This is a genomic window from Hymenobacter qilianensis, assembly GCF_014489555.1.
Taxonomy (GTDB): Bacteria; Bacteroidota; Bacteroidia; order Cytophagales; family Hymenobacteraceae; genus Hymenobacter; species Hymenobacter qilianensis.
This window is the reverse complement of sequence record NZ_CP060784.1, coordinates 1,044,819-1,058,010: the sequence shown is the minus strand read 5'-3', so window position 1 is coordinate 1,058,010 and position 13,192 is coordinate 1,044,819. Positions and strand designations below refer to the sequence as shown.

General features: G+C 54.3%; 12 protein-coding genes and 2 pseudogenes. 8 read left to right on the top strand and 6 right to left on the bottom strand.

Features of this window, described 5'->3' with window-relative positions; translation table 11 throughout:
* Positions 1–18: 18 nt before the first annotated feature.
* Together H9L05_RS04910 and hemH are read right to left on the bottom strand one after the other, a co-directional pair.
* Positions 19–822: a sulfite exporter TauE/SafE family protein gene (locus H9L05_RS04910; RefSeq protein WP_187733252.1), complete on the bottom strand. Its 804-nt coding sequence runs from the start codon at positions 820–822 to the stop codon at positions 19–21.
* 117 nt (positions 823–939) lie between these two features.
* On the bottom strand, positions 940–1,953 hold the full coding sequence (hemH, locus tag H9L05_RS04905) for a ferrochelatase (protein WP_187734185.1): 1,014 nt from the start codon (positions 1,951–1,953) through the stop codon (positions 940–942).
* Positions 1,954–2,172: 219 nt separating this feature from the next.
* On the opposite strand from hemH, the gene era reads away from it, so the two are divergent.
* The 3 genes from era (at position 2,173) to H9L05_RS04890 (ending at position 5,056) form a co-directional block, all read left to right on the top strand.
* Complete coding sequence (gene era, locus H9L05_RS04900) at positions 2,173–3,066, top strand: GTPase Era (RefSeq protein WP_187733251.1); 894 nt, start codon at positions 2,173–2,175, stop codon at positions 3,064–3,066.
* A gap of 119 nt (positions 3,067–3,185) precedes the next feature.
* On the top strand, positions 3,186–4,508 hold the full coding sequence (gene der, locus H9L05_RS04895) for a ribosome biogenesis GTPase Der (protein ID WP_187733250.1): 1,323 nt from the start codon (positions 3,186–3,188) through the stop codon (positions 4,506–4,508).
* Between the two features lie 299 nt (positions 4,509–4,807).
* Positions 4,808–5,056, top strand: a complete 249-nt coding sequence (locus tag H9L05_RS04890) for a hypothetical protein (RefSeq protein WP_187733249.1) — start codon at positions 4,808–4,810, stop codon at positions 5,054–5,056.
* A gap of 71 nt (positions 5,057–5,127) precedes the next feature.
* Here H9L05_RS04890 and H9L05_RS04885 read toward each other — a convergent pair whose 3' ends face one another.
* The 4 genes from H9L05_RS04885 to H9L05_RS04870 form a co-directional block, all read right to left on the bottom strand.
* Positions 5,128–5,694 carry a hypothetical protein gene (locus tag H9L05_RS04885; RefSeq protein ID WP_187312022.1) on the bottom strand — a complete coding sequence of 189 codons (567 nt, stop codon included), beginning with the start codon at positions 5,692–5,694 and terminating at the stop codon, positions 5,128–5,130.
* A 109-nt stretch (positions 5,695–5,803) separates the two neighbouring features.
* Complete coding sequence (gene murQ / locus H9L05_RS04880) at positions 5,804–6,610, bottom strand: N-acetylmuramic acid 6-phosphate etherase (protein WP_187733248.1); 807 nt, start codon at positions 6,608–6,610, stop codon at positions 5,804–5,806.
* A 42-nt stretch (positions 6,611–6,652) separates the two neighbouring features.
* On the bottom strand, positions 6,653–6,961 hold the full coding sequence (locus H9L05_RS04875; protein ID WP_187733247.1) for a cytochrome b5 domain-containing protein: 309 nt from the start codon (positions 6,959–6,961) through the stop codon (positions 6,653–6,655).
* A gap of 55 nt (positions 6,962–7,016) precedes the next feature.
* The gene (locus H9L05_RS04870) at positions 7,017–8,165 is read right to left on the bottom strand and encodes a formimidoylglutamase (protein ID WP_187733246.1); all 1,149 of its coding nucleotides are present in this window, start codon (positions 8,163–8,165) and stop codon (positions 7,017–7,019) included.
* 155 nt (positions 8,166–8,320) lie between these two features.
* Here H9L05_RS04870 and H9L05_RS04865 point away from each other — a divergent pair, with 155 nt between their 5' ends.
* The 5 genes and pseudogenes from H9L05_RS04865 to H9L05_RS04845 all read left to right on the top strand — a co-directional run bounded on the left by H9L05_RS04865 (position 8,321) and on the right by H9L05_RS04845 (position 13,192).
* The gene (locus H9L05_RS04865) at positions 8,321–9,316 is read left to right on the top strand and encodes an AMP-dependent synthetase/ligase (RefSeq protein WP_187733245.1); all 996 of its coding nucleotides are present in this window, start codon (positions 8,321–8,323) and stop codon (positions 9,314–9,316) included.
* A complete protein-coding gene (locus tag H9L05_RS25835; protein ID WP_187733244.1) occupies positions 9,289–9,732 on the top strand; it encodes an AMP-binding protein in 444 nt (147 codons plus the stop codon). Before H9L05_RS04865 ends, H9L05_RS25835 begins: the two co-directional genes overlap by 28 nt.
* A complete protein-coding gene (locus tag H9L05_RS04855; RefSeq protein WP_455429303.1) occupies positions 9,702–10,094 on the top strand; it encodes a hypothetical protein in 393 nt (130 codons plus the stop codon). The genes H9L05_RS25835 and H9L05_RS04855 overlap by 31 nt, the downstream gene beginning before the upstream one ends.
* Before the next feature lie 141 nt (positions 10,095–10,235).
* Positions 10,236–10,714: pseudogene (locus tag H9L05_RS04850) on the top strand (MarR family winged helix-turn-helix transcriptional regulator).
* A 70-nt stretch (positions 10,715–10,784) separates the two neighbouring features.
* Positions 10,785–13,192, top strand: a pseudogene (locus H9L05_RS04845) (3-hydroxyacyl-CoA dehydrogenase NAD-binding domain-containing protein).

Genomic DNA, 13,192 nt, shown 5'->3' with positions numbered 1-13,192 from the left:
AGGTGGCGTAAGCGTTGATTAGCCAAAGGCCTTGTAAAGAGTCCAAAGGCTCCAGACGATAACCATCAGGCCCACACCCGCGAGCATCCAACGAACGGGCAGATTCCCGGCAAGGCGCGCCGCCAAAGGAGCCGCCGCAATACCTCCCACAATCAGCCCCAGTACTACCTGCCAGTGCGAAAAGCCAAGAGTAGTAAAAAAGGTAAGCGCACTGGCGAAGGTGACAAAGAACTCGGTGAGGCTGACGGAGCCAATGACATATTGGGGAGCGCGCCCTCGCATAAGCAGCGTGCTGGTAACCAAGGGGCCCCAGCCGCCACCGCCAAACGAGTCTAAAAAGCCCCCCGCGCCGGCCAGCCAGCCAATATGCTTTACGGGACGAGAAGGGCCCGGCTGCTGAAAAGCCTGTCGCAAAATGCGCAATCCAAGAAGTAATAGATACGCTGCTAACGTGGGCTTTACCCAAGCGGAGAAATGCTGACCAAAATAAGAAAGCAGCAAGGCCCCGCTTACGGCCCCCAGCACTCCCGGCACCAGCAACGCCTTGAACAGTCGCCGATTAACGTTGCCCCGCCGGTAATGACTGTAGCCGGAAGCGCCACTGGCAAACATCTCAGCCGTATGAATGCTCGCGCTCACCGTCGCCGGCGACATATTCAACGACATCAGGCTGATAGCCGTGACCACGCCATAGCCCATACCTAGTAGCCCATCAAGGAGCTGGGCCACGAACCCAATAGCCACAAATAGGTAGAACGTCTGGGCACTGCTCACCACTTCCCATATCTGCTCCCAGGAAATAGCTAGCGTCAACCCAATCATACTCAATAGTATCGCAAACGTCCTGTTGGTGCTTGATTAAGGCGCTAAAAACCTCTATGCCCGAATAATTACTGGCTATTCGGGCATAGAGGTTAGGTCTTTAAGCAGTAGAGTAGGTTAATTATGGCGAATCATTTCCGTCACAGCGTTTACCCAAAGCGGGTGGGTATTCAGGGACGGTACCAACTGCCAATGCTCGCCGCCAGCTTCCTCAAACAGCTCCTTAAATTCTTCCCCAACTTCGATAGTGGTTTCCAGACAGTCGGCCACGAATGCGGGACTAAAAGCCAGTACGTTCTTGAAGCCTTTGGCGGGCAGCGGTTTCAGAACCTCATCGGTGTAGGGCTGTAGCCACGGGTCGCGGAGGCGGCTTTGCAGGCGGCTCTGGAACGCCACAGTATATTGGTCAGGGCTTAATCCTAGGCCTTTTGCCACTAGGCGCGAGGTAGCGAAGCACTGGGCGCGGTAGCAGTAGCGGTTGTTTTTATTATACGTATTGCAGCATTTGCCCAGCTGGCAGTAGCCGTTGAAACTGCCTTTCAGCACGTGGCGCTCCGGAATTCCGTGGTAGCTGAACACGATATGGTCGTAGTCGCGCTTAGCCATTTCAGCCTTGCCTAAGGCCACAATGGTGTCGATAAAGCCTGGGTCATCGGCGAAGGAGCTGATGAAGCTGATGCTCGGCACTATCCACCACTTGCGCACAATATCCATCACCTTCTGCTGCACTGAGCCCGTACTGGCCGAAGCATACTGCGGAAACAGCGGCAGCACAATAATGCGGTCGACGGCCGCCTCGCGCAGCTCTTCCAGCGCCTTTTCGATGCTGGGGTTCTGGTAGCGCATCCCGAAGGCCACCACGTATTGTGAGCCCAGCTTCTCTTGCACCAGTTTCTGCAAATCGAGGCCGTGGAAGAGCAGGGGAGAGCCGCGCTCGGTCCAGAGCTGCTGGTATATTTTGGCCGATTTCGGGGCTCGCAACGGCACTACCAACCCCTGAAACAAGGGGTAGCGCACAGCGGCCGGCATATCTACTACGCGGCCATCAGTGAGAAATTCGTTGAGGTAACGGCGTACATCGCTGGTTTGGGGCGAGTCGGGCGTACCAAGATTGACGAGTAAAACGCCGATACGGCGCTGGGGGCATTTTCAGGCATAAACAGTACAGAACGTCGGACGCAATACAAAGGTAGAACCCCAATGGTTTGCGCTAACTAGGAAGGCGTAAAGTAGGAACAGATAATCGGACTAAAAGTCTGGCAGCCTGATTCTGATACCTAACCTATTGGACACCACGGTTCACTCGTACGAAAGCCGTACCTTTGCAGCCTCATTTTCAGCAGCATCCTCGTGAATCCCGAACCTAAACCGCACCGCGCCGGCTTTGTAAGCATCATTGGCAAGCCCAATGTGGGCAAATCCACGCTTATGAATGTGCTCGTGGGCGAGCGGCTCAGCATTATTACCAGCAAAGCCCAGACGACGCGCCACCGCATCATGGGCATCCTGAACGGCGACGATTTTCAGCTCGTCTACTCCGATACGCCCGGCATTATTCAGCCCAAATACGAGCTGCACAACGCCATGATGAGCTTCGTGTATTCATCGCTGGAAGATGCCGACGTGATTCTGTTCGTCACGGATATCTATGAAAAGCATGACGAAGAGCCCGTAGTGGAGCGCCTGCGCCGGGCCGAAACGCCGGTAATCGTGTTGGTTAATAAGATTGACCAGGCCGAGCAGGTGGAAGTGGAAGCCAAACTTGCCTACTGGCGCGAGCAGCTGCCCAACGCCGCCGAAGTATTAGCTATATCAGCATTGAATGCTTTAGGCACCGAGCGTGTTCTGGAACTGGTATTGGAGCGTTTGCCTGAGCACCCGCCATATTACCCCAAAGACGAGCTAACCGATAAGCCGGAGCGCTTTTTTGCCGCCGAGATGATTCGGGAAAAAATCTTCAAGCTCTATAAAAAAGAAGTCCCTTACAGCTGCGAAGTGGGTGTAGAGGAGTTCAAAGAAGACGAGAAAATTATTCGCATCCGGGCCACGATTTATGTGGAGCGGGCGAGTCAGAAGGGAATTATTATTGGGCACAAAGGCGAAGCTTTAAAAAAAGTAGGCACCTGGGCGCGGGAAGAAATGGAGAAGTTCTTCGGCAAGCAGGTGTTCCTAGAAACCCACGTAAAAGTCAACGAAAACTGGCGCACCGACCCGAAAGCGTTGAGCCGGTTTGGCTATCAATAAATAAGTAAGAGGAAGCAGTTTCACACTGCTCACCTCTAAAATCAAGTCCGACCATCTTTCACTTAATATCCCCGGGCACTGCCAGACGTAGGTCGGACTGGCGGCTGGGGCATCGTATCATGAAGAATACCATCGCTATTGTGGGGCGGCCCAACGTGGGCAAATCCACACTTTTTAATCGCTTAGTTGGCCAGCGTAAGGCCATCATGGACAACGAAAGCGGCGTAACCCGCGACCGGCACTACGGCTACGGCGACTGGACCGGCAAGTACTACTCCGTTATCGACACGGGCGGCTACGTGCACGGCTCCGACGACGTATTTGAGGAAGAGATTCGCAAGCAGGTGAAGCTGGCCATTGACGAGGCCGACGTAATCCTGTTCATGGTAGATGTAGACGCTGGTTTGCACGGCCTAGATGAGGAGTTTGCCAACGTGATGCGTCGTTATCAGGGCAAAAAACCAATCTATCTGGTTGCTAACAAGGCAGATACCAACGCTCGGGCGCACGCGGCAGGTGAATTTTATTCCTTGGGCATTGGCGACGGCGACATCTTCACCATTTCCAGCCAAAACGGCTCCGGTACTGGTGATTTGCTCGATGCTATCGTAAGCCACTTCGACGATCCATGGGAAGAGGAGCCTGATGCTGGTCTGCCGAAAATTGCGGTTCTGGGGCGGCCCAACGTGGGCAAATCCAGCCTGTTCAACTTGCTGCTCGGTGAGGAGCGGACCATCGTGACCGATATTGCCGGTACTACCCGCGACGCTATTCAGACCCGCTACAATGCCTTCGGTAACGACTTTATTCTGGTAGATACGGCCGGTTTGCGCCGTAAAAATAAGGTACACGAAGACATTGAGTTCTATTCCGTATTGCGCTCTATTCGGGCCATGGAGGAGTCGGACGTGTGCATCGTGATGCTCGACGCCACCCGTGGCATTGAGGCGCAGGATGTGAACATCATCGGCTTGGCTGACCGCAACCGCAAGGGAATTGTGATTGTGGTAAACAAGTGGGACCTGATTGAGGATAAGCAGACGAATACCGTAAAGGAGTTTGAGGATCTGATTAAGGAGAAAATTGCTCCGATCAGCTATCCACCTATCATCTTTACGTCGGTGCTTACCAAGCAGCGCGTGCATAAGGCCATCGAAACGGCCGTGCAGGTGTATCATAACAAGACTAAGAAGGTGCCCACTTCCCAGCTGAATGAAGTGATGCTACGGGAGATTGAGGCCCACCAGCCGCCGTCGGTGAAGGGTAAAATGGTGCGTATCAAGTACGTGACTCAGTTGCCCACGCACAACCCGGTATTTGCCTTCTTCTGCAACCTGCCGCAGTACGTGAAGGACAGCTACAGCCGCTACCTCGAAAATCGTCTGCGCGAGCATTTCGACTTTACGGGTGTGCCAATCGGTATTATTTTCCGCAAGAAATAATCACCTATCCAACCAGATCAGTTATATTCTAAGGTTAAATGGTAAGCAATTATCAATTTTATTGAGTTGGCTGATCACACGAAAAAAGCCCCCAGAGTATATCTGGGGGCTTTTTTTATGTGGTGTAATGATTAAAAGTACCATCGTCTATGAATAATTAATTAAATTCTTGGTCCCGTTGGGTTACCTATTGCTGGTTGAGGTATAAAGCTGTGAATCTCCTAATAAGCCGCTTGCGGAAGGAAGTGAGATTCACCCAAAATTGATTTTTCAACCCCCCTCTCTAATTTATCCTGATCATGAAAAAAGTATTGTTCCTCGCCCTTGCTGCTGCTTCGTTCACTTTCGCTTCTTGCGACACGAAGACTGAAAACGCTACTGAGAATGCTGCTGAGAACGTAGAAGAGTCTGGCGAAATGAAGGCTGACGCTATGGAAGAGGCTGCTGACTCGACCCGCGACGCTGCTGAGAACTCGGCTGATGCTATGGAAGATGCTGCTGACGCAACGCCTTCTACTACTACTCCTGCTGCTACCACTACTCACTAGTTCGAGTAGCGCACAAGCGCAAAAAAAGCCCCCAGACTTGTTCTGGGGGCTTTTTTATTGGTTATACTTTTTCAATTGAGCCGGCGCTGCAACATGCTGTCTACTACTTCAAAAAGGCGGCGCGGCTCATAGGTGCGCCACGGCAGCTCATCAAGCTGGCCGCCGAAGTTTACGTAGTTGTCGATGTTGTACTGGCGCATCTCGCGCAGCACGTGTTCCTGAAAGTTGACGCCGGCAATCCAGCCATCTTCTACATCCTCAAACCATTCCTCGTAGTAAGAGTCGTCGGAGCCGTGGAAATTGAACACGTTTTCCCCGATGAGGATGAACTTGCGGATACCCTCGTGCACCATCAGATCAATGATGTTGCGCTTGAGCTGCATCACATCGTTCTCAATGGCGTCATTCCACTCACCAATAAACTCGATAACCGCAATACCCTGCTCATAATCTACGAAGAGGATTTTGAGGAATAAGGTGTCCGACTCCAGGCTATCCCATTGAGGGTGAATGTAATAGCCATAAATCGTATTGGTGAAGGAATCAAGGCTGTTTTCGGCCTCGAACAGGGGCGAGCGGGGGTCTTCGGAGGCCGAATACTGCTCAATCCAATTATAATGCGGCTCGATGGTATGCACGGGAAGGCGGCTGTTTTTTGATAGAAACGTGCCACCGGACGTTCTGTTCCATACACCGCTCAAAAATATTGGCCAGGTATAAAGCAGAGCTCAGCGCTACTAACTCCCGTTATTGATTGGCATGAGCCGCCAGCGCTGCCCGTACCGAACCGTGCTGTTGCAGAAGCGCCGCAGCTTCAGGCTGTTCGATGCCAAGCTCATCCATAAGCATGCGCTCACCGCGGTCTACCAACTTATAGTTGCTGAGCTGCATATCCACCATTTTATTGCCTTTCACTTTGCCCAGCCGAATCATGGTAGCAGTGGTGAGCATGTTGAGCACCAGCTTCTGCGCCGTACCCGCTTTCAGGCGCGTGCTACCGGTCACGAACTCCGGCCCCGTCACGACTTCCACTGGAAACTCGGCAGCGGCGGCTACCAAAGAGCCCGCATTGCAGACAATACAACCCGTGGCAATACCCTGACGCCGGGCCTGCTCCAAGCCTCCTATAACATAGGGTGTGCGGCCCGAGGCAGCAATGCCTACCAGCATATCGTTCTGGTTGATACTGTGCTTCTGCAAGTCCTTCCAGGCTTGCTCAGGGTCATCTTCGGCATTTTCTACCGCTTGGCGAATAGCCGTGTCGCCACCGGCAATGATGCCGATAACCAACCCCTGCGGTACCCCGAAAGTAGGCGGGCACTCAGACGCATCCAGAATACCCAGCCGCCCACTCGTGCCCGCACCGATATAAAATAAACGCCCCCCACGCTGCATACAAGCCACAGTAGCATCTACCAACGCCTCAATCTGGGGCAACGACTTAGCGACGGCCTGTGGCACGGTCTGGTCGACGCTGTTCATGCCAGCTAGCAAATCGTGCGTGGAAAGGGTTTCAAGGTTGTTGAAAAGGGAGGCGCTTTCGGTGGAGTTCATGGCAGAGGGCAGAATAGGTGGGTGGAATGACGGCGCTTACGGTTACCGGCCAGTCTGGTTGGCAGTGACGAGGTTGGGGGGCATTTTTAGGCGCCCAATCACCTGGAATTTATCAAAAACATGGGCCGTATGAGGAGCGTCGCGGTGCAGCTCGTCAGTTAAGTCTTGGCCGGCCCAGTGGCCGTAGTGGTTGCCGCGCGTCCAGAGCCGGGACCGACCAACATCGTAAATCAACCCCTCATAACAAACCCATATTTCGTCCCGGTCTTGACCATTACGCAGCGCTAGCTGAGCTTTTGTGTACTCTGGTAAGCTGTCATGTTGGGTTGTTGAGGGCAAAATAGGATGCATGCAGAGCAATAGGGAGGTATAATATTAATCAAGCGGTGACAATACCCCAATAGGATTAGCCTAATAGCGCTTGCGTCAGAATCCAGCGGTTGGGCAAGTCGCCTTGCGCGGCGTACACGTAGTCTTCGTAGCTGCACGGCACCACTCGCTTAATGGCACTATCGGCCAGACTTTCCACTTCCAGCCACCACTTTTCGGTGCGTTTGGCTTTGTAGAAAACCAGCTTGGCCGGTGTGCCGGGCAGCCCCACGGCGTAGCGCTTGAAGCGGGTGCTTTGGAAATCAGTTTCGCCGCGCCGATGATAAAATCCTTCCACAAAATACCACAGCATGGTGGCCAGGGTGGCGGCGCCCAGGCCGTGGGGGTCGTGGTCGGGGCGGTAGCCGTAGAGGCCGAAGCTGCTGAGTTGGTCGTTGTGGCCGGCGTACCAGGCAAGCTGTGCTGCTTCCTCGCTGGTCAAGCCGAAAGGGTTGGCCGGCGAATAAGCCGGCGCATCCTGCCAGCGCAACGCGGCTACATCAAAGCTCACAAAATCGGCCTGCCGCAGTAACGGCTCGGCCTGGCGCACATCCGTACGCACAGCGCCCAACCGCAACGTTTCGAAATGCAGCTTTTCCAGCGCCGCCAATACTTCCGGCGTCGCCAGATATTGCTGGTGCGCCAGCTGGGCGAAGTTGAACAGAAAGCTAGGCTCGTGCATGAGCATACGCCGCAGATGCGAGTCCTCCGCGGCGGCCGAGTCGTGCTCGGCCATGTCCACGCGGGCATCCACGGTGGCAAAGCTGACGGCCCTATCGAGGGTTTCGTAAGCCAGAAATTGCCCGTAATCCAGATCGTGGCTGCCGCCCAACAGGATGGGCACCGTGTTGTGTTCGAGCAGCGTGGCCACTATCTCGCACAGGCGTCGGTAGGTATCTTCGAGGGTAAGGCCGGGGCGCAGGTTGCCCAGGTCGGTGAGGCGAAGCGGAGCCGCGCCCTTCTGCAACTGGTAGAAACGTTGGCGCACGGCGTTGGCTCCGTGCCTGGCAGGAGCGCCGGCCGTACTGCCCCGCCACTCGTTCAGGCCGATAATGGCCATGTCAGCATCCCGCCAATCCGGAAACGTATCCAGAAAGCAGGTGAGATGTGCCCCGAGCGTGGTAGGGGCAATGAGCGGGGGTACTAGCTCCTCAGGGAGCGGATCAAAGAAGATAGCCAGATTCATCGGGCAAAAGCAAGGCAGGCCGGCGAAATTACGCAAATCGTGTCAGCCATCCACCACATTTGCCCCCCAGCGTTTCAATCACACTACAGTAGTTGGCTTTCCGCGAAAAAATCCAGTTATTTAACCAGTATTTCCCACCCTTTCGCTCTTATTAAATGGAAGTTCGTCGCGCGTTTGATATTCTGCCTCACCAGCTTGCGAAATATCCGAAATCTGATTGCCTGGCCGCCAAAGTCAATGGCGAATGGCAAAAGATGAGCACCCAGCAAGTAAGTGAAGCGGCCAATCAGGTAAGCCTGGGGCTGCAGCAGCTGGGAATCGGAAAAGATGACAAGGTTGCCATCATCTCCATGAACCGTCCGGAATGGATGCTGGCCGACTTTGGTATTTCCCAAATTGGGGCCGTGAGTGTGCCCATGTACCCCAGCATTACCGTTGAAGATTATAAGTACATCTTCACCGATGCCGGCGTAAAGGCCGTGTTTGTGTCCGATAAAGGTCTGTACGCCAAGGTGAAAGAGGCCACAGCTGCCTTGCCTGGAGTACAGCACATTTTCACCTTCGACAAAGTAGAAGGTGCCCGGCATTTCGATGAGCTGCTGGCTATGGGTAAGAAGGGCAACCCCGCCGATCTGGAGCCGCTGAAAGCCGCCGTGCAGCCCGACGACCTGATGACCATCATCTACACCTCAGGCACTACCGGCAACCCGAAAGGGGTGATGCTCAGCCACGACAACCTGCTCAGCAACTGCCGCAATTCGCAGCCCTCGGTGCCCGTTACCAAGGATGATACAGCCCTGAGCTTCCTGCCGCTCTGCCACATTTTTGAGCGTATGGTGACGTATCTGTACATGATCAACGGCGTGAGCATTTACTACGCCGAGAGTATGGAAGTCATTGCCGACAACCTGCGCGAGGTAAAGCCGCAGATTTTTACCACCGTGCCGCGCCTGCTGGAGAAGGTATATGATAAGATAGTTGCCAAGGGCCACGATCTGGAAGGCGTGAAGAAAAATCTGTTCTTCTGGGCCCTTGATCTGGGCTTGAAGTTCGACACCCAGAAAAATCAGGGCTTCTTCTACAACACCCAGCTAGCACTGGCTAATAAGCTCATCTTCAACAAGTGGCGCGAGGCGCTGGGGGCAATTTGAAGTGCATCGTGTCGGGCGGTGGGGCGTTGCAACCGCGGCTGGCCCGCGTGTTCTGGGCAGCGGGCATTCCGGTGATGGAAGGCTACGGCCTCACCGAAACCTCCCCCGTAATTGCCGTGAGCGGCTTCGAGCGGGAGAATAACTTCATCGGCGCCGTAGGCCCCGTGATTGACAATACGGAAGTGAAAATTGCTGCTGACGGTGAAATCCTTACCAAGTCGGCTTCGGTGATGAAAGGCTACTACAACAAGCCCGAATTAACTAAAGAAGTAATCGACGAAGACGGCTGGTTTCATACCGGCGACATTGGCGAGTTTGTGAATGGTCGTTTCCTCAAGATAACGGACCGCAAAAAGGAGATGTTCAAGACCTCGGGGGCAAATATATTGCCCCTCAGGTCATCGAAAACAAGCTGAAAGAGTCGCCGCTGATTGAGCAGGCCATGGTCGTGGGCGCCGACCAGAAGTTTCCGTCGGCGCTGGTGGTGCCCTCGTTTGATGAGCTCAAGAACTGGTGTAAGCGCCACGATGTCCCCTTTACCTCTAACCAAGAGATTGTGAAGGACCCTAAAATCGTGGATATGTATGACGACCTAGTGAAGGGCTATAACAAAGGATTCGCGCAGTGGGAGCAGGTCAAAAAAATCTGTCTCATGGATCATCTCTGGACCGTGGAAACCGGCGAGATGACGCCCACGATGAAGGTGAAGCGCAAAGCCATTACCGAGAATAATCGGGATTTGATTGAGAGCTTATATCATCAGAACGCGCTTCGCTAACCGAAACGGCCCCGCTAATAAAATAGCGGGGCCGTTTTGCTTGGGCGCATTACTGAACACAACGGGGCACAACTTTTTTATCGCAAAGTAGTATGCAAGCCTAACATATTCTTTGTATGTTTACCGGACATCCTCTCCCCGATGAAACCCGAAGAAACCGTCGATTATAACGTTAAAGTCTGCTGGCATGCCATTTCGCGCATGTATAATACGCAGGCTGCCAAGCACGACATCACGACCAGCATCGGTTTCGTGCTCCTGAATATTGATCAGGAAAATGGCACTCCCGCCACCAAAATTGCCCCCTGCTGGGGTTGGAGACGCGCAGCCTCACGCGTATTCTGCGCAGCATGGAAGAGCGTGGCCTCATCTACAAGCAAGCCGACACTCAGGACAAGCGCTCCGTGCGCATCTTCCTGACTGAAGAAGGCCTGCGCGGCAAGGAGATTTCGCGCCAGACGGTGCGCCACTTCAATCAGAAGGTGCGGGAGAAAATTCCGCAGGCGCAGCTGGACACGCTTTTCAAGGTGATAGGCCAGATCAACGCCATGATTGAAAGCAAATCCCTGTTCGACGACTTCACACCTAAGCCGCTTCGCCCCGAAACTACCTCCGCCTAGGGGGCTTTTTTGGGGCGTTTTGCCTTCTACCTATTCTATTTTTTGCCAACAGATTACCTGTTTCAGCTTTATGAATCGAACTATCAAGAAAGTGGCCGTGCTCGGCTCCGGCGTGATGGGCTCGCGCATTGCCTGCCATTTCGCCAACATCGGTGCTCAGGTATTGCTGCTCGACATCGTGCCCCGCGAGCTAACGCCCGAGGAGCAAGCCAAGGGTTTGACACTGGAAAACCCCGCCGTGCGCAACCGCATTGTGAATGCCTCGTTGCAGGCGGCGGTGGCTTCCAACCCGTCGCCCTTGTACCGCAAGCAGGACGCCTCGCGCATCAAGACCGGTAACTTCGATGATAACCTGAAGGATATTGCCACTTGCGACTGGACTATTGAGGTAGTAGTGGAGCGGCTTGATATCAAGCAGAGCCTCTACGAAAAGGTAGAAAAAGTGCGTAAGCCCGGCACGCTTATCACGTCGAACACGTCGGGTATTCCCATTCATCTGCTGGCCGAAGGTCGCTCCGATGATTTTCAGAAGCACTTCTGCGGCACGCACTTCTTCAACCCACCCCGCTACCTGAAGCTACTCGAGATAATTCCGACGTCGGCCACCGACCCGGCCGTGGTTGACTTTCTGGTGCACTACGGCGACCTGTACCTGGGCAAAACCACGGTACTAGCCAAAGACACGCCTGCCTTCATTGCCAACCGCGTGGGCGTGTTCGCCATCATGGATGTGCTGCAAATCATGCAGCAGCTGGGCCTGACGGTGGAGGAAGTCGATAAGCTTACTGGTCCGGTTATCGGCCACGCCAAGTCGGCTACGTTCCGCACTTCCGATGTGGTAGGGCTTGATACGCTGATTAACGTAGCCAACGGCCTCGCCCAAGGCCTGCCGAATGACGAAGCCAAAGCCGTATTCGAGTTGCCCGACTTCCTGAAGCAGATGGGCGAGAAGAAATGGCTCGGCGACAAGACCGGTCAGGGCTTCTACAAGAAAGTAAAAGGCGCGGGGGCAAATCTGAGATTCAGGCTCTCGACCTGAACACCATGGAGTACCAGCCCAGCCAGAAGGTGAAGTTCGCCACGCTGGAGCTGACCAAAACCATCGAGCAGTTAGCTCCTCGCTTCAAGGTGCTAGCCAGCGGCAAAGACAAAGCGGGCGAGTTTTATCGCAAGATGTTCGCGGGCCTGTTTGCCTACGTCACCAACCGCATTCCCGAAATCACCGATTCGCTGTACAAGATTGACGACGCGCTCCGGGCTGGCTTCGGCTGGGACATGGGTCCGTTTGAAACCTGGGATGCGCTAGGTGTGCAGCAGGGCCTGGAGTTGATGCAGGCTGAAAGCAAGCAGCCCGCCGCCTGGGTGCAGGAGATGCTGGCCGCTGGCCATACTTCCTTCTACAAAGTTTCTGAAGCCGGCGCCAAGCAGTACTACGACCTCGAAAGCAAGAGCTACCAGCCCATTCCGGGCGTCGAGAACTTCATTATTCTCGACAACCTGCGGGCAACGGGCAAAGTGCTCTGGAAAAACGCCGGTGCTAGCGTCCACGACCTCGGCGACGGGGTGCTAGGCGTTGAGTTTCATTCCAAGATGAACACCCTCGGCTCCGATGTTATTCAGGGCCTGATGAAAGGGGTGGATATGGCCGAAGCTGGCTACCGCGCCTTGGTAGTAGGCAACGACGCGCCTAACTTCTCGGCGGGGGCCAATTTGGCCCTGCTCTACATGTATGCCATCGAGCAGGAGTTCGACGAGGTGAACCTGATGATCAAGCAGTTCCAGAACGCCATGATGCGGATGCGCTATTCTAGCATTCCCGTCGTGACGGCGCCGCACGGCTTGTCGTTGGGCGGCGGCTGCGAAATCTGCCTGCATGCCGATAAGGTGGTAGCTTCCGCTGAGACGTACATGGGCTTGGTAGAATTCGGGGTAGGTGTGATTCCGGCCGGTGGCGGCACTAAAGAAATGACTCTGCGCACCGCAGCCAAATACGAGGAAGGCGAGCCGGAATTTAATTTGCTGCGCAACACGTTTGTAACGGTAAGCACGGCCAAAGTATCTACCTCTGCTGCCGAAGCATTCGACCTGGGTTTCCTGCGTCGTGGCGACGAAATTGTGGTAAACAGCCAGCGGCTTATTGCCCAAGCAAAAGCCGAGGCGCTTGATTTGGCTGATGCTGGTTATACCATGCCCGTTCAGAAAACCAACATCAAGGTACACGGTAAAGGCGCGCTGGGCATGTTTATGAGTGGTGTATATGCCATGAAGGAAGGCAACTACATCTCGGAGCACGACGTGAAAATTGCCAATAAGCTGGCATACATCATGTGCGGCGGCGACTTGTCGCAGCCCACGGAAGTCAGTGAGCAGTACCTGCTGGATCTGGAGCGTGAAGCTTTTCTGTCGCTGACTGGCGAGCGGAAAACGCTGGAGCGTATTCAGAGCATCCTCACTACTGGCAAGCCTTTGAGAAACTAG

Excerpts from the sequence above, each read along its gene's own strand:
- H9L05_RS04890 (WP_187733249.1), top strand. The coding sequence starts at position 4,808 with ATGAAAAAAGTATTGTTCCTCGCCCTTGCTGCTGCTTCGTTCACTTTC.
- der (WP_187733250.1), top strand. The coding sequence starts at position 3,186 with ATGAAGAATACCATCGCTATTGTGGGGCGGCCCAACGTGGGCAAATCC.
- H9L05_RS04875 (WP_187733247.1), bottom strand. The coding sequence starts at position 6,961 with ATGCATCCTATTTTGCCCTCAACAACCCAACATGACAGCTTACCAGAG.
- H9L05_RS04910 (WP_187733252.1), bottom strand. The coding sequence starts at position 822 with ATGATTGGGTTGACGCTAGCTATTTCCTGGGAGCAGATATGGGAAGTG.
- H9L05_RS04870 (WP_187733246.1), bottom strand. The coding sequence starts at position 8,165 with ATGAATCTGGCTATCTTCTTTGATCCGCTCCCTGAGGAGCTAGTACCC.
- murQ (WP_187733248.1), bottom strand. The coding sequence starts at position 6,610 with ATGAACTCCACCGAAAGCGCCTCCCTTTTCAACAACCTTGAAACCCTT.
- H9L05_RS04865 (WP_187733245.1), top strand. The coding sequence starts at position 8,321 with ATGGAAGTTCGTCGCGCGTTTGATATTCTGCCTCACCAGCTTGCGAAA.